The organism is Kutzneria sp. 744, assembly GCF_000568255.1.
Classification (GTDB): Bacteria; Actinomycetota; Actinomycetes; order Mycobacteriales; family Pseudonocardiaceae; genus Kutzneria.
The window spans coordinates 532790-547377 of record NZ_KK037166.1; the positions used below are offsets into that span (position 1 = coordinate 532790).

The window sequence follows — 14588 nt, forward strand, 5'->3', positions numbered from 1 at the left end:
CATCGTCATCGGCACGATCACCTTCGCCGGCTCGCTCGTGGCGCTGGCAAGCTCCAGGGCCGCGTGCCGACCCGAGCGCTGCCCGGCCTCCGCCCGGTTGCGGCGGTCGCGGTGCTGGGCAGCGGAATCTGGCTGGCGTGCGCCCCGGCCGACGGGCTCGCGCTCGGCGCGGCGACCGCCGCCGCGCTGCTGTTCGGCGTGGTTCTGGTGCTACCCATCGGCGGCGCGGACATGCCGGTGGTCATCTCGCTGCTCAACGCCTTCACCGGAACCGCCGTCGCGCTGGCCGGATTCGCTCTCGGCCAGACCGTGCTGATCGTCGCCGGGGCGTTGGTCGGCGCGTCGGGCAGCATCCTGACCAAGCTCATGGCCGACGCCATGGACCGCTCGCTGCCCGCGATCGTGCTCGGCGGCTTCGGCGCATCGGCCGTCGAGACGACTGAGGGGGCCGCCGGACCGGTCCGGACGATCACCGCCGACGACGCCGCGATCCAGCTCGGCTACGCGCAGCGGGTGATCATCGTGCCGGGGTACGGCCTGGCCGCCGCGCAGGCCCAGCACGCGGTCGCCGAGCTGGCGGCGCTGCTGGAGCGGCGCGGGGTCGACGTCTGCTACGCCATCCACCCGGTCGCCGGGCACATGCCCGGCCACATGAACGTGCTGCTGGCCGAGGCGGATGTGCCGTACCCGCAGCTGAAGGAGATGGACGAGGTCAACCCCGAGTTCGACCGGGCCGACGTGGCGCTGGTCGTCGGGGCCAACGACGTCACCAACCCGGCGGCCCGGCGGCCGGGCAACCCCGTGTCCGGCATGCCGATCCTCGATGTCGACCACGCGCGCAGCGTCATCGTGCTCAAGCGCTCCCTCGGTCACGGCTACGCCGGCATCGACAACGAGCTCTACACCAACCCCAAGACCGCCATGTTCTTCGCCGACGCCAAGGCCGGCCTGACCGCCCTGACCGCAGCGGTCAAGACACTGGTCGGGTAGCGCCCGGGCAACACGGCGAACTGTTGCAGGAGGTAGATGTCATGAATGGTCCGACTCGTTCCTCGCCTCGCTCTCAGCGGTGGTGGATCCTCGCCGCCATCGTCGTGCTGATCGGCCTGGTCACCGCCCTCGTCGTCACGCAGCTGCACTCCGACACAGCCGCGCCGCGCACGACGACCACGGTCCCGACCACAGTGCTGACGACCACGGCGTCGTCGTCGCCGGCCACGAAGTCGACCACCACGACACCGGCACCCGCGCCGGGCCACCAGCTGCTGTGGCCGTTCGCCGACGACAAGCAGGCGGCGGCGTGGCAGGCCGGCTACCGGGAAGGCGGCCATGAGCCCTGGCACCTGGACGCCGGCCTGACGGCCCAGTCGTTCACCCGAGGCTACCTGGGCTACAGCTCACTGGACCAGATCACCGCCACGGCGGTCGTCGGCACTGACGCGCACATCGGCGTCGGCTACAAGGCGCCGGGCGGCCAGCAGGCCACCGCCGCCCTGCTGCACCTGGTCAAGATCGGCTCCGGCCAGGATGCGCCGTGGGAGGTCGTCGGCAGCGACGACGTGCCCGGGCTGACGCTGACCGCGCCCGCGTACGGCGCGACGGTGACCTCGCCGGCGACCGTCGGCGGCCGGATCACCGGCGTCGACGAGAGCCTGCGAATCCTGGTGCTGCGCCTGGGCAGCGACAAGCCGATCGGGCAGACCGGCGGGATCCCGGCCGGCGGCGAGAACACCCCGTGGACCGGCCGGGTCTCGTTCACCGCGCCGACCGGCGGCACGCTGACCATCGCGGTGTCGACCGGCGGCCACATCAACGACGTCGAACGCTTCGCCATCACCGGAGTTCGCTCGGGGTCAGCCGCGAACGGCTGACTTCGGGAGGCGTCCAAAGTTCACTGGGAAGGTGTCACGGTTCGCGGCGCACGCGCTCTACGGCACGAGATGAAACGTGAAGCGTTTTATTGCCTCGCCAGAGGATTGGCGGTTATTTGTGCCTGAAAGGAAGTGTGTATTCGTCGCCGGCCAGGCTTACCTCGGAACTGACATTCGGCTTGCCCGCCTCGCGCGTGATGTCGCCGAAGCGCTGCCAGCTGCCGTCGGCGCGGCGGATCGTGTGGTACAGCCCGCCCTGCGCGGCCACCACCAGCTGCATCGCGCCCCTGGACGCGGCCACGGCAACGTCGTCCACCGCCGGCACCGCGCCGGCGGCGGCCCCCTCGAAAATAAAACGAAACAGGTCCCAGCGAAAGTCGGAGTGCAAGATCGAGTGCCGCACGGTGACACCGGTCCCGCTGTGCGCCACGGCCACGACCTCCAGATCGGCGAAAAACATACGCGACGGCGAGGTCGGTCGCGGCACCCCCGCCGAACGACGTCCGGTTGCCCGCCGACCACACGCCGCCGGCCGAACGGTCGTAGGCCGTGATGGCCGTGCCGTCCGCGCTGGCCACCACGACACGGAGGACGTCACCCCTGGCGGACACCGAAAAACTGCCGAGCGGCCCCTGGGTCGGGACCGTTTCCCAGCCCACCCAGGTGCCGTCGGGCGCTGCACCGACAGCACCAGCTCGTCGCCGTCGCGCCGCACCAGGGCGGGTCCGCCGCCCAGCTCCGTGGCGGCCTGTCCGTCCAGCTGGGTGGCGTCGATGCCGCCGGGATCCACCTCCTGGCTCCAGGAGCCGTCGGGATGCCGGACGTAGTCGCCGTAGTAATAGGGACTGATCATCCCCTCGCCGTAGCGGAAGAACAGGTGCTCCTCACCGTTGATGAGCACCGACGCCGGCGTGGTCGTCTTGCTTCGCGGCAGCGATCCGAACGGCTGCCAGGAGCCGTCGGCGTGGCGAATGGTGTGGTTGAGGTCGAGCCAACCGGTGACGACCAGGTGCACGTCGCCGAGGGTCGACGGCGCGGCCAGCGCCAGTGGCACAAGGCTTGGTGCCATGGAAACTCCTCCCTTGGTCAACCCGGTTCGGGCCGCATCTCGATGGCGCCGCAGGGGCACTCGGACACGCAGATGCCGCAGCCCTTGCAGTAGTCGTAGTCGATCTCGTAGCGCCGGGTGGGGCCGAGCTTGATGACGGCGTTGTCGGGGCAGACGCCGTAGCAGTTGTCGCACTCGAAGCAGTTGCCGCAGGACAGGCACCGACGGGCCTCGAACAGCGCGGTGGACTCGTCGAGGCCCCCGGTCACCTCGTCGAAGGTGGAGACCCGGCGGGCGGCCTCCAACTGGGGCCGCACGGTGGCGTGGGCGTCGGAGTAGTACCAGGTGTTGAGCTTGTCGAAGCTGGCAAGCGCAGCCGGCTGCGGAGCCCGGTGATCGCCCTTGCGCAGCCACGAGTCGATCTGCCGGGCGGCATTCTTGCCATGCCCGATGGCGATGGTCACGGTCCGCTCGGACGGGACCATGTCGCCGCCGGCGAAGATGCCGGGGTGGCCGGTCATCAAGGTGGGGCCGACCCGCACGACGCCGTCCTCGGTCTCGATGCCGGACACGCCGTCCAGCAGCGCGAGATCGGCCTCCTGGCCCAGCGCCAGCACGACGGTGTCCGCGGCCAGCTCCTCGAACTCGCCGGTGGGCTGCGGGAAACCCTTGTCGTCCAAGCGCATCTTCTCCACGGTGACGGTCTCGCCGTCGGCCCGCGCGATGGTGGACAGCCACTTCATCGCGACGCCCTCGTCGGTCGCCTCGGTGACCTCGACGTCGTGCGCGGGCATGCGTTCCCGGGTGCGCCGGTAGACGACGAGCGCGTCGGTCGCGCCGAGCCGCTTGGCCGTGCGGGCGGCGTCCATGGCGGTGTTGCCGCCGCCGTAGACGACGACCCGGCGGCCGAGCATCGGCGGTTGCGCGTCCTCCACGTCGTGCAGCAGCGCGACGGCGTCCAGTATGCGGGCGGAGTCGCCGGCCGGGATGTACGCGCGCTTGGCGATATGCGCCCCGACGGCGAGGAACACCGCGTCGAACTCGGTCAGCGCCGCCACGACATCCGTCACGTGGCAACCACTTTCCAGCCTGACACCCATGGCCAGGATGCGGTCGATCTCGGCGTCCAGCACCTCGCGGGGCAGGCGGTAGCGGGGAATGCCGTAGCGCATCATGCCGCCGGGCGCGTCGCCGGCGTCGCGGATCGTCACGTCGTGCCCGAGCAGCCGCAGGTGGTACGCGGCGGAGAGGCCGGCCGGCCCGGCGCCGACGATCAGCACGTGCTTTCCGGTCGCCGAGGCGGTCATCGGCACGGTCCAGCCGTTGCGGACGGCCTCGTCGCCGAGGAACCGCTCCACGGAGTTGATGCCGACGGACTCGTCGAGCTGACCGCGGTTGCACGCCGTCTCGCACGGCCGGTAGCAGACCCGGCCCATCACGGCCGGGAACGGGTTGTCGGCCATGATCTGCCGCCACGCGGCCTCATAACCGCCGCCTTCGGCGTGGTAGAGCCACTGCTGGATGTTCTCCCCCGCCGGACATGCCTGGTTGCAGGGCGGCAGCAGGTCCAGGTAGACCGGCCGCTCGGTGCGCCAGGCCCCGGTCTTGTTGGCCAGGCTGGACCCGACGTCCAGGGTGATCGCGAACGGCTTCTCGTGGTCCATCATTCCCCCTCGACCAGGCCGAACCGGCGGATGTTGCGGTCGGCGACCGCCTGGATCCGGGCCACCGTCCCGGGATGGCCGTGTTCGCCGAACAGGTGGGCATAGCGGGTCTGCAGCCGCAGGTAGTCCTCGACCGGCACCCGGCGGCGGATCTTCGACACGTCGGTGACCTCGCCGCCCTCGGCCTCGAACACCGGGAACAGGCCGCTTTCCTTGGCCAGACGGGCGATCCGGATGGTGTCGCCGGAGGCGCTGCCCCAGCCGAGCGGGCACGGCACCAGCACGTGCAGGTAGCGGGCGCCGCGGAAGTCCATGGCCCGCGTCACCTTGTACTCCAGGTCGCGCAGGTCGGCGACGGTTGCCGTGGCCACGTAAGGGATCTCGTGCGCCATCGCGATCGCCGGCACGTTCTTGCCCTGTCCGAACACGTTTCCCGGCTCTGGGCCGATGGCCGGGGTGGTCGTCGTGCGGGCGGCCGGTGGCGTCGCGCCGGAGCGCTGGACGCCGGTGTTCATGTACGCCTCGTTGTCGTAGCAGATGAACAGCACGTCGTCGTTGCGCTCGAACATGCCGGACAGACAGCCGAACCCGATGTCGACGGTGCCGCCGTCGCCGCCCTGACCGACGACGCGGACGTCGCTGCGGCCCTTGGCCTTCAGACCGGCGGCGACGCCGGTGGCGACCGCGGGGGCGTTGCCGAACAGCGAGTGCAGCCACGGGATCCGCCACGAGGTCTCCGGATACGGCGTGGAGAACACCTCCAGGCAGCCCGTCGCGTTGACGGCGACCATCTGGTTGCCGGTGGCCCGCATCGCGGCGTCCAGCGCGTAGCGGGCGCCGAGCGCCTCGCCGCAGCCCTGGCACGCCCGGTGCCCGCAGTTCAGCGAGTTCGTGCGGTCGATCCGAGCCTGCACGGCCCGCTCGTCGGGGTCCAGCAGCCGGTTCCCGACGACAAAACTTCCGGTCTGGTAGAACTTGATCGGTTGCAGCGGCATGGTCCGACCCCTCATCCGATCCGGGACGCGACCGCGCCCAGGTCCCGCAGCAGGTTCTCGGCCATCGGCCCGGACCGTCGGCCGGCGGCCATCCGGGCCAGCTCGTTGCCGATCAGCTCGTGGTTGAGATCGAGGAAGGTCAACGGCTCCAGCCGGCCCGCGATCGCGTCGGCCAGCATGCGGTGCAGCGAGGCCTTGGTGATCGCCCGGCCGCCGAGCCCGGCGATCACGGTCGACACCCGTTCCGGCGTCACGGCCATTCGGACGTTGGCGGTGACAATCCCTCCGATGCCGACCGCAAGTGCCTTCTCCAGCACCACGACGTGTCGCGCCTCGCCGACAGCCGTGCGCACCGCGTCCAGCGGGAACGGTCGGAAGCTGGTGATGCCCAGCACGCCCATGCGCACCCCGTCACGGCGCATCTCGTCCACGGTGTCCTTGATGGTGCCCAGCACGGAGCCGAGCGCGATGACGATCGTCTCCGCGTCGTCGGTGCGGTACGGGTGCACCAGGCCCCCGGAGTTGCGGCCGAACGCCTCCGCGAACCGGGACGCGACGTCCGGAATCAGCTCCAGTGCCTGCATCTGGCGGGCGTGCGCCAGGTAGCGGACCTCGGTGAACGCCTCCGGGCCGACCATTGCGCCGATGGACACCGGGTCGGCCGGGTCGAGCACCTGACGCGGCTCGTAGGCCGGCAGGAACGCGTCGACCTCCTCCTGCGACGGTGTGTCGACCTGCTCCCAGGCGTGGGTGAGGATGAAGCCGTCCATGCACACCATCACCGGCAGCGAGAGTTCCTCGGCGATGCGGAACGCCTGCACGTGCAGGTCGGCCGCCTCCTGGTTGGTCTCGGCGTAGAGCTGGATCCAGCCGGAGTCGCGCTGGGACATGCTGTCGCTGTGGTCGTTCCAGATGTTGATCGGCGCGCCGATCGCCCGGTTGGCCACCGTCATCACGATCGGCAGGCCCAGCCCGGACGCGTTGTAGACGGCCTCGGCCATGTAGAGCAGGCCCTGGCTCGCCGTCGCGGTGTAGGCCCGCGCGCCGACCGCCGACGCGCCGATCGCCACCGACATCGCAGCGAACTCGGACTCCACCGTCACGAACTCGCACGGCGACAGCCGCCCCGACTTCACGTGCGCCGCCAACGCCTCCACGATGTGCGTCTGCGGCGAGATCGGGTACGCGCACACTACTTCCGGCCGGCACAGCGCGACCGCGTCCGCGACGGCCCGGGATCCCTCAACCTGCCTGAGCATTCCTCATCTCCTCCTGCTCGGCCCGGACGAACTCGTACGCGGCGGTGGCCGCCGCGATGTTGCCGGCGGCCACCCTGCCGGCGAAGCGCTGGCCGATCGCCGTGGTCACCGACTCCAGCGACACCCGGCCGCTCAACGCGGCGAAACCGCCCAGCAGCGCGGCATTCGGCACCGGCCGGCCGACGTGCTGCCGGGCCAGCTCGGTGGCCGGCACCACCAGCAGCCGGTCCCGCCGGAAGTCCCGCACGAACTCGCCGATGCCCAGCTCGTCGAATCCCCGCGTGGAGTTGACCAGCAGGTATCCCTCCGGCCGCAGCCCTTCGAACACGTGCACCTGGTGCAGCAGCGTGACGTCCTGGATGATCACCGCGTCCGGCCGCACCACGGGTTCACGCGACCGGATCGCGTGGTCGTCGATCCGGCAGAACGCCACCACCGGCGCCCCGGTCCGCTCCGAGCCGAAGCTCGGGAACGCCTGGGCGTGCCGGCCCTCCAGAAAGGCCGCCACCGACAACAGTTCGGCCGCCGTGACCACTCCCTGGCCGCCTCGGCCGTGCACACGCACTTCGAACATGCCCCCAGCCTCCCGGCCCGCCGTCGTCGGCGAGCAGGGACGAAAGGCACCACCGTCCGGGGCGAAAGTTCCCGAGTCGGTCGACAAGCGACGCCGAGTTGCACACTGTCTGCAAGGTCGGCAGCAGCCCTGGCGCCGCCGACACCCTGGCCGTCCTCAAGGATGCCGGTCTCGACCGCGACGCGAAGTCCTTCGTCATGGTCCTTCAGGCGCCCGGCTACGACAGCGTCGCGGACGCTCTCGCTACCCGGGCCCTCGGTGATCCAACCGCAACGCCACGGCCGCGTCATCGACCTGAACGTGACGCAAATCCTTGTGCGTAGGGCGACCAAGGCCACCGAGTGCGCGTCGACCAGTTCTGTCCTGCGTGGCTGTCGGGATGAGGGAAAGACCGCCAACCCGCACACGATGGGCCAGCTGTGCGTGATATTCCCGGCGACTCGTCTCGGGATCTACCGCTGTCCCAGGTGGTGTTCTCGCCGTTCGCGGTCTCCGTGGGGTAAGGCCAGCCCGCGTCGCGACTTGATGGTTGTCACGACTGCGATTGCCACGCAGAGCGCTGCGACGATCACGGCTGCGCGGTAGCCGGTGGCTACGGTGTGAGCCGTTGTGTAGCCGCCGGCGGCGGTGAAGGCTGCTGAGCTTGCGGCGACGCCGAATGCCGCGCCGACCTGCCGGACGGTGGTGAACAGGCCGGACGCCGTGCCGATGTCGCCTGGCTGCACCGAGCCGACCACCGACTTGGTCAGTGCGGGGACAGCGAAGGTGAAGCCCGCAGCGAGGATCGTCATGGCCGCGCCGAGGACGGGATACGGCAGGTCGGGGCCGGGGAAGACGGCGATGATCACGGTTCCCGCCGTTTGCAGGGTGAGGCCGATCATGATCATCGGCCAGGTGCCCACCCGGTCGGCGTAGGCGCCGGACCGCGGCCCGAGCGCGAGTGGGACCAAGCCCAGCGGCAACAGGTGAAGTCCTGCCGCCAACGGGCTGTCGCCCTGTCCGTTCTGGAGGAACTGCGCGGTGAAGAACACCACGGCGGTCAATGACGCCGACTGCAGGAAGATACCGACGATGCCTGACCTGAACGCGGTGTCGGTCAACAGCCGCAACGGGATCATCGGTCGGCTCGCGAGTCGCTCCCACAGCAGCAGAGACAACGACAAAGCCATGCCGAGCACGATTGAGCCGATCACCGGGCCGTCGCCCCATCCGTGGACCGCGGCGCGAATCACGCCCCACACCAGTGCCAGTACCGCCGTGCCGCCCAGGACCAGTCCCGGTAGGTCCACCGATCGCCAGCTGGAGGCGTGGTCCCGAGGGATGCGCAGCGCGACACAGGCCGCGGCGGCCACACCGATGGGAACGTTGATCCAGAAGATGTACGACCAGGACAGTGCCTGCGTGATGATCCCGCCGAGAATCGGGCCGAGGGCGGTGGCGACCCCGGTGACGGCGCCGAACACGCCCATTGCCCGCCCTCGCCGTGCGGGTGGGAAGGCGGCGTTGATCAACGCGAGTGCCGTCGCCATGGTGACCGCGGCGCCGATACCCTGCACTGCCCTGGCAGCGACCAGGGTGGCGCCGTCGGACGCGAGGGCGCACGCCGCGGAGGCGCCGGCGAACAGCACCAAGCCTCCGATGTAGACCGCCCGACGGCCCCAGCGGTCGCCGAACGCGGCGGCCGTCATCAGCAGGGCCGCGAAGGTGAGGGTATAGCTGGTGATCGTCCAGTCCAGCGTCGTGATGGTCGCGTGCAGTGTCACCCGCAGGGTGGGCAGTGCGGTAGACACGGCGAACAGGTCCAGGACGACCAGGAATGACCCGATGCCGGCCAGGGCGAGCGTCCACCGCTGGTCCGTGGTGGTTGTCGTTCGAGAGGGCATGGTGAGGTAGACCCGCGCAGCGCGGGGAATCGGGCGCGACCGGTTTTCGGGGCCGCCGGTGTCGGTACAGATGTCGAGTGATTCACCACAGAGGTGAGGACGGGACCGTGGACGAGGCATTGCTGTCCGGCGCACGTCAAGGCGATGCGGAGGCGTTCAGCAGGCTCACCGAGCCGTACCGGAGGGAACTGCAGGTGCACTGCTATCGGCTGCTCGGGTCCGTCGCCGATGCCGAGGACCTGGTCCAGGAGACCCTGCTGGCGGCATGGCGCGGCATCGACCGGTTCGCCAGCCGCTCCTCGGTGCGCACCTGGCTGTACCGGATCGCGACCAACCGCTGCCTGAACGCGCTACGCGATCGCGGTCACCGGCCGACGCTGGCCACACCGCCCGCGGACCACCTCCCCGAGCCGACCAGGCTGGACGACGTGCCGTGGCTGGAGCCGTATCCCGACACGGCGATGGAGTTCGACGCGCCAGTGCCTGGTCCGGAGGCGCGGGTGGAAAGTCGTGAGGCGGTGTCGCTGGCGTTCGTGGCGGCCGTGCAGACGATGCCACCGCGCCAACGAGCCATCCTGGTGTTGCGGGACGTCCTCGGCTATCGGGGCGCCGAAGTGGCCGACATGCTCGACACGACCGAGGACGCCGTCGCCGGCGCCCTGAAGAGAGCCCGTAGCGCTCTGGCCATGCGCGAACCCGCCGGCGATCCCCCATTGCCGAACTCTCTGGCCGAGCGACGCGTCATCGACACGTTCGTCGCCGCCTTCGAGCGCTGCGATGTCCCGGCCATGGTCGAACTGCTCACCGACGACGCCTGGATGTCGATGCCGCCGCCGCCGCAGGAATACCAGGGCCGCGACGCCATCGGCGGCTTCTTCACCGACATCGCCTTCGCACACGGCACCCGGCGGTTCCGGCTCATCCCGACCCACGCCAACGGTCAACCCGCGTTCGGCCGCTACGCCCGTGACCCGCGCGCCGGCGTCGCCCACGCCCACGGGATCACCGTGCTGACCCTGGCCGGCGACCGGATCACCCGGATGACCGCGTTCCTCGGCGCGGACCTGCTCCCGCGGTTCGGTCTGCCTCGAATACTGCCCGACTAGGGCGCTCACCGCCGCCGGACCTGGACGCTGTCGGGCAACGTCCGGCCATGCCGCCGGTCGTGAGTGACAACGTCCGCTAATGCCGACGAACGGGCACGTCACTCTCCCGCGGGCCGCGAAAACCCGTTGCGAGTGGCCGCCATCAGGTGCACGGTTGATCGACCACCATTGCCGGGAGGGACGATGACGGGCATGTCGCTGCCCACCCCCACGCTGCACACCGCTCGCCTTCGACTGCGTCCCTTCGACGACGCGGATGCGAACGACCTGTTCGCGCTGCACAGCAATGCCTACGTGTTGCGCTACTGGGACGCACCGCCGTGGAGCGAGCACGCGCGCTCCGAGCGGTTCATCGCGGCGTGCCGGCAGATGGCAGAGGAGGGCACCGGGGCGCGGCTGGCCGTGGATCGTGTCTCCGATGGCGCCTTCATCGGCTGGTGCACCCTGAGTCGGTGGAATCCGGACTACCGCAGTGCGTCGCTGGGCTACTGCTACGGCGATGCGGCGTGGGGCCACGGCTACGCGACGGAGGCCGCGCGCGTCTTGCTGCGGTGGGCATTCGACACGCTGGACCTGAATCGCGTCCAGGCTGAAGCCGACACACGCAACGTGGCATCTGCCCGCGTGCTGGAGAAGCTCGGATTCGTGCGTGAAGGGACGCTGCGGGAAGACTGCGTCGTGAACGGCGAAGTCTCCGACTCGTGGGTCTACGGGCTGCTCAGGCGGGACTGGCTGCCGTCGTCCGAGCCGACGCTGATGAGATAGCGGCTTTGTCGGGGGGCGTGGTCGGGGTCAGTCGCGTTTGTCTGGTGATTTCCCGTGGAGCAGGTCGGCTATGGCGGCGATGCCGGCTTCGATGGAGCGTGGGGACGTGTCGCCGAAGCCGAGGATCAGTCGCGGTTCGGTCGGCGTGGCGCGACACATGGCGGCGAGGCCGTGCAGCCCGACGCCGCGCTGCCGGGCCTGCTTGATCAGCTGCTCTTCGTCGGTGCCGGCAGGCAGGTGCAGGACGGCGTGGAAGCCGGCGGCGAGGCCGGTGAGGCGAAGACCGGGGGCGTGCTGGGCGAGGGCTGCGATGAGGATCTCGCGCCGGGCGGCGTACTCGGCGCGGGCGCGGCGTAGATGCCGGTCGTAGCGTCCGGACTCGATGAGCAGAGCCAACGCCAGCTGGTCGAGCGTCGGGCAGCCGCGGTCGGCCACGCGCTTGCCGTACGCCAGCGCAGGCAGCAGACGATCGGGTGCGACCAGCCAGCCCAGGCGCAGAGCCGGCGCGAGAGACTTGCTCACCGTGCCGAGGGCGACGACACAGTCCGGACCGAGACCTTGCAGCGAGCCGACCGGCTCTCGGTCGTAGCGGAATTCGGCATCGTAGTCGTCCTCGATGATGACGCCGCCGCGCCGCCGCGCCCATGCGATCAGTGCCTGCCGGCGGTGTCCGGCAAGCACCACGCCGGTGGGCCACTGGTGCGCCGGGGTGACCAGCACGGCCCGCGCCGGGCTGCGTTCGAGCGCGGCGATGTCCAGGCCATCCTGGTCGACCGGCACGGGCACGACGGCCATGTCGGCCGTGCGCGCCTGTTCGGTGGTCGAGCCGAACGCACCCGGATCCTCGACGGCGAGAGTGTCGATGCCGTCGGCGGCCACTGCCCGCAGCACCAGCCCGAGCGCCTGCGCCATGCCGGCGCACACGACCACGTGGTCGCCGGTCGCCGCGACTGCCCGCACCCGTCGCAGATACGCGGCGAGCACCTCACGGAGCCGCCGCTCGCCAAGCGGGTCGCCGTAGTCGAAAGCGGTGTTCGGGGCCGTCCGGCACACCTCGCGGATCGCCCACGCCCAGTCCTCGCGTGGCGCCAGGCGCAGGTCGGGGACGCCGTGCCGGAAGTCGGCGACCGCGTACTGCGGCCGGTCCGGCGGCCTGGCCGGCGGGGGTTCGATCAAGGACGGGGCCGCGGCCGCCGCCACCCGCGTGGCCGATCCCGGCCGGCTGCTCAGGTAGCCCTCGGACTGCAACTGCAGGTAGCAGTCCTGCACCAGGCCACGGGACAGCCCCAGCACGCGGGCGAGCTCGCGCGAGGAGGGCAGTTTCTCGCCACCGGCGAGGCGGCCTCGGCGAATGGCGTCGCGCAGCTGGTCCTCCAGCTGCGAGCGCAACCCGGCTCCGCCGTCCCGGTCGATGGTGATCAGCAGCTCCGGCCCCGAACCGGCCCACTCCACGGCCATGAAACTGGACCTTACCGATGTCCCGGTCCGCTCATAGCGTTTTCGCCATGACGACCGAACTACTGACCCGACCGGCTCCGGCCCGCCTGCTCTCCCGCGCACTGTTGCTGCGTTTCGTCTCGATCGTGGGCTCGTCGATCGGCTTCTATCTGCCACTGTCGGTCGTGCCGCTGTTCGCGCAGCAGGCCGGTTCGAGCGGCGGCGCCGGGCTCGCGACCGTCGCGCTGCTGCTGGCGACCGTGGCCTGCGAGCTGGTGACGCCGCGGCTGATCCACCGGATCGGCTGCCGCTGGGCGCTTGCCTGCGGGCTCGTGCTGCTCGGCGCGCCGACCCTCGTCCTGACGGTCAGCGCCGACACCTGGGTGATCGTGGCCGTCAGCGTGGTGCGCGGCTGCGGTTTCGCGATCTGCGCGGTGGCCGGCGGCGCGATCACGGCCACGCTGATCCCGGCCGATCGGCGCGGCGAAGGCCTCGCGCTGGTCGGGATCGCCAGCGGGATCCCCGGCACGCTCGCATTGCCCGCCGGCGTCTGGGCGGCCGCGCACTGGGGCTATGAACCCGTGTTCGTCGTCACGGCGGCGGCCACGCTGCTTGCCCTGCTGTCGCTGCCGAGCCTGCCCCGCAGCACACCCGCGGCGACGGCGCAGAACCACCACAGCGTGCTGACCGGCCTGCGCAACGGCCAGATCATGCGCCCAGCGACGATCTTCGCCGCGGCCGCCGCGGCGGCGGGCGTGCTGGTCACCTTCCTCCCCCTCGCCACCACCGACCGGCCGGCCTGGGTCGCGGCGGCGGCGTTGCTCGCCCAGCCCGCGGCGTCCACAGTGGCCCGCCTGATCGCCGGGCGGATCGGCGACCGCATCGGTCCGGCCCGGCTGCTGCCATGCGGACTCGTGCTGGCGGTGGCGGGCACGGCGGCCATCGCCGCCACCGGCACACCGTCCGCGGTGATCGGCGGAGCTGTGCTGGCGCCGGGTTCGGCGTGCTGCAGAACGCAACACTGACGCTGATGTACGCCCGCGTGTCGCCCGCGGGGCGAAGGCGTGGTCATCGCGATCTGGAACGCCGCCTACGACCTCGGCATGGCCGCCGGCGCGTTCGCCGCCGGGCTGGTCGTCACCTCGATCGGCTACCCCGTGACCTTCGTCCTCACCGCCGCCATGATCCTGCCCGCGCTCATCCTGGTCCGCCGCGACCGCCGTCCCTGAAGGACGTCCCGATGTACACCCAAGCGGTCCGCTGGAGGGGCCGGAGGGCGGCTGAACCTGGTCGGCTGATGTCGGGAGCGGTTGCCTGACGGGGCGGCCGACGGCGCCCAAAGACCGCCAGCTGCGCTCTGTGCGACGTCACGCTCAGGGCCCTGGGCGTGTATGTGGAACGGATTGGCCTTTGCTCATGCGCAGGATCAACGCGACCGCGTCCTCCGAGTGGCCTGCCGGAGTCAGAACTGCCTGCAAGAGCAGGCCGCGAATCGCGGCAACGGTGACGGTGGCCAAAGCCAGCGCTTCCTCGGCGTCGAGCCCTTCGCGTTCCGCGAGCGAGGCCAGCATCTTGGTCAGGTCGTCGAGCGAGTCGATGAACTCACGAAAGTCCGCCGGGCTGTACGCGGCCAGTCCTACGACGTGAAAGAACCCACGGACACGCGACAGCTGCTGCGGGCGAGTGTAGGCACGCCAGATCGCCACGACGAAGTCGTCGAAGGTGCTCTCGTGGGCGGCCTCGAAAAGCGCCTCGTTGTCACGGGATCGCTGTGCCTTCAGCATGGCCGCCAAGACGCCCGGGAGTGACCCGAAGTGGTATCGCAGGTGGGCGTGGTTGGTCCCGGTCCTGGCGGCGATCTCACGGAGCGACACTTCCGGCGCGGGAAGGTCCTCGCCGAAGGCGTCGAGGAGCCGAGCGAGGAGACGCTCGCGTGCGTCGCTCTTGCGTTCCGTGCTTGACAGGATCACTCCCACAGTTTATCCA

The 14588-nt window shown here is 70.6% G+C and carries 14 protein-coding genes; 6 read left to right on the forward strand and 8 right to left on the reverse strand.

The window, feature by feature from the left end; genetic code table 11:
• A partial coding sequence (locus KUTG_RS02370; protein WP_369794420.1) for an NAD(P)(+) transhydrogenase (Re/Si-specific) subunit beta occupies window positions 1–990 on the forward strand: 990 nt, incomplete at its 5' end.
• Between the two features lie 41 nt (window positions 991–1031).
• Window positions 1032–1871, forward strand: a complete 840-nt coding sequence (locus KUTG_RS02375) for a hypothetical protein (RefSeq protein WP_198046977.1) — start codon at window positions 1032–1034, stop codon at window positions 1869–1871.
• Window positions 1872–1983: 112 nt separating this feature from the next.
• Here the strand turns inward: KUTG_RS02375 and KUTG_RS02380 are convergent, their stop codons facing one another.
• The 6 genes from KUTG_RS02380 to KUTG_RS02405 form a co-directional block, all read right to left on the reverse strand.
• Window positions 1984–2940, reverse strand: a complete 957-nt coding sequence (locus KUTG_RS02380) for a hypothetical protein (protein ID WP_157494255.1) — start codon at window positions 2938–2940, stop codon at window positions 1984–1986.
• Between the two features lie 17 nt (window positions 2941–2957).
• Window positions 2958–4583, reverse strand: coding sequence for an NAD(P)-binding protein (locus KUTG_RS02385; protein ID WP_043714556.1), 1626 nt, complete (start codon window positions 4581–4583; stop codon window positions 2958–2960).
• Window positions 4583–5578: a thiamine pyrophosphate-dependent enzyme gene (locus KUTG_RS02390; protein ID WP_043714559.1), complete on the reverse strand. Its 996-nt coding sequence runs from the start codon at window positions 5576–5578 to the stop codon at window positions 4583–4585. Before KUTG_RS02390 ends, KUTG_RS02385 begins: the two co-directional genes overlap by 1 nt.
• An 11-nt stretch (window positions 5579–5589) precedes the next feature.
• A complete protein-coding gene (locus tag KUTG_RS02395) occupies window positions 5590–6837 on the reverse strand; it encodes a transketolase C-terminal domain-containing protein (protein ID WP_043714562.1) in 1248 nt (415 codons plus the stop codon).
• Window positions 6821–7411, reverse strand: coding sequence for a 2-oxoacid:acceptor oxidoreductase family protein (locus tag KUTG_RS02400; protein ID WP_043714565.1), 591 nt, complete (start codon window positions 7409–7411; stop codon window positions 6821–6823). Before KUTG_RS02400 ends, KUTG_RS02395 begins: the two co-directional genes overlap by 17 nt.
• Before the next feature lie 452 nt (window positions 7412–7863).
• A complete protein-coding gene (locus KUTG_RS02405; protein ID WP_052393782.1) occupies window positions 7864–9294 on the reverse strand; it encodes an MFS transporter in 1431 nt (476 codons plus the stop codon).
• Window positions 9295–9401: 107 nt separating this feature from the next.
• On the opposite strand from KUTG_RS02405, the gene KUTG_RS02410 reads away from it, so the two are divergent.
• On the forward strand, window positions 9402–10400 hold the full coding sequence (locus KUTG_RS02410) for a sigma-70 family RNA polymerase sigma factor (RefSeq protein ID WP_198046978.1): 999 nt from the start codon (window positions 9402–9404) through the stop codon (window positions 10398–10400).
• Between the two features lie 192 nt (window positions 10401–10592).
• Window positions 10593–11165: a GNAT family N-acetyltransferase gene (locus tag KUTG_RS02415; protein ID WP_043714567.1), complete on the forward strand. Its 573-nt coding sequence runs from the start codon at window positions 10593–10595 to the stop codon at window positions 11163–11165.
• 27 nt (window positions 11166–11192) lie between these two features.
• Here KUTG_RS02415 and KUTG_RS02420 read toward each other — a convergent pair whose 3' ends face one another.
• Window positions 11193–12623, reverse strand: a complete 1431-nt coding sequence (locus KUTG_RS02420; protein ID WP_043714569.1) for a MocR-like pyridoxine biosynthesis transcription factor PdxR — start codon at window positions 12621–12623, stop codon at window positions 11193–11195.
• 47 nt (window positions 12624–12670) lie between these two features.
• Here KUTG_RS02420 and KUTG_RS02425 point away from each other — a divergent pair, with 47 nt between their 5' ends.
• Complete coding sequence (locus tag KUTG_RS02425) at window positions 12671–13627, forward strand: MFS transporter (protein ID WP_232240613.1); 957 nt, start codon at window positions 12671–12673, stop codon at window positions 13625–13627.
• Window positions 13628–13666: 39 nt separating this feature from the next.
• Window positions 13667–13831, forward strand: coding sequence for a hypothetical protein (locus tag KUTG_RS63035; RefSeq protein ID WP_232240614.1), 165 nt, complete (start codon window positions 13667–13669; stop codon window positions 13829–13831).
• 144 nt (window positions 13832–13975) lie between these two features.
• Here the strand turns inward: KUTG_RS63035 and KUTG_RS02430 are convergent, their stop codons facing one another.
• Window positions 13976–14572, reverse strand: a complete 597-nt coding sequence (locus KUTG_RS02430; protein ID WP_043714571.1) for a TetR/AcrR family transcriptional regulator — start codon at window positions 14570–14572, stop codon at window positions 13976–13978.
• Window positions 14573–14588: the final 16 nt, after the last annotated feature.

What these genes read in the sequence shown, in the direction of transcription:
- KUTG_RS02375 (WP_198046977.1), top strand. Translation starts at nt 1,032, where the DNA reads ATGAATGGTCCGACTCGTTCCTCGCCTCGCTCTCAGCGGTGGTGGATC.
- KUTG_RS02380 (WP_157494255.1), bottom strand. Translation starts at nt 2,940, where the DNA reads ATGGCACCAAGCCTTGTGCCACTGGCGCTGGCCGCGCCGTCGACCCTC.
- KUTG_RS02385 (WP_043714556.1), bottom strand. Translation starts at nt 4,583, where the DNA reads ATGGACCACGAGAAGCCGTTCGCGATCACCCTGGACGTCGGGTCCAGC.
- KUTG_RS02390 (WP_043714559.1), bottom strand. Translation starts at nt 5,578, where the DNA reads ATGCCGCTGCAACCGATCAAGTTCTACCAGACCGGAAGTTTTGTCGTC.
- KUTG_RS02395 (WP_043714562.1), bottom strand. Translation starts at nt 6,837, where the DNA reads ATGCTCAGGCAGGTTGAGGGATCCCGGGCCGTCGCGGACGCGGTCGCG.
- KUTG_RS02400 (WP_043714565.1), bottom strand. Translation starts at nt 7,411, where the DNA reads ATGTTCGAAGTGCGTGTGCACGGCCGAGGCGGCCAGGGAGTGGTCACG.
- KUTG_RS02405 (WP_052393782.1), bottom strand. Translation starts at nt 9,294, where the DNA reads ATGCCCTCTCGAACGACAACCACCACGGACCAGCGGTGGACGCTCGCC.
- KUTG_RS02415 (WP_043714567.1), top strand. Translation starts at nt 10,593, where the DNA reads ATGTCGCTGCCCACCCCCACGCTGCACACCGCTCGCCTTCGACTGCGT.
- KUTG_RS02420 (WP_043714569.1), bottom strand. Translation starts at nt 12,623, where the DNA reads ATGGCCGTGGAGTGGGCCGGTTCGGGGCCGGAGCTGCTGATCACCATC.
- KUTG_RS02425 (WP_232240613.1), top strand. Translation starts at nt 12,671, where the DNA reads ATGACGACCGAACTACTGACCCGACCGGCTCCGGCCCGCCTGCTCTCC.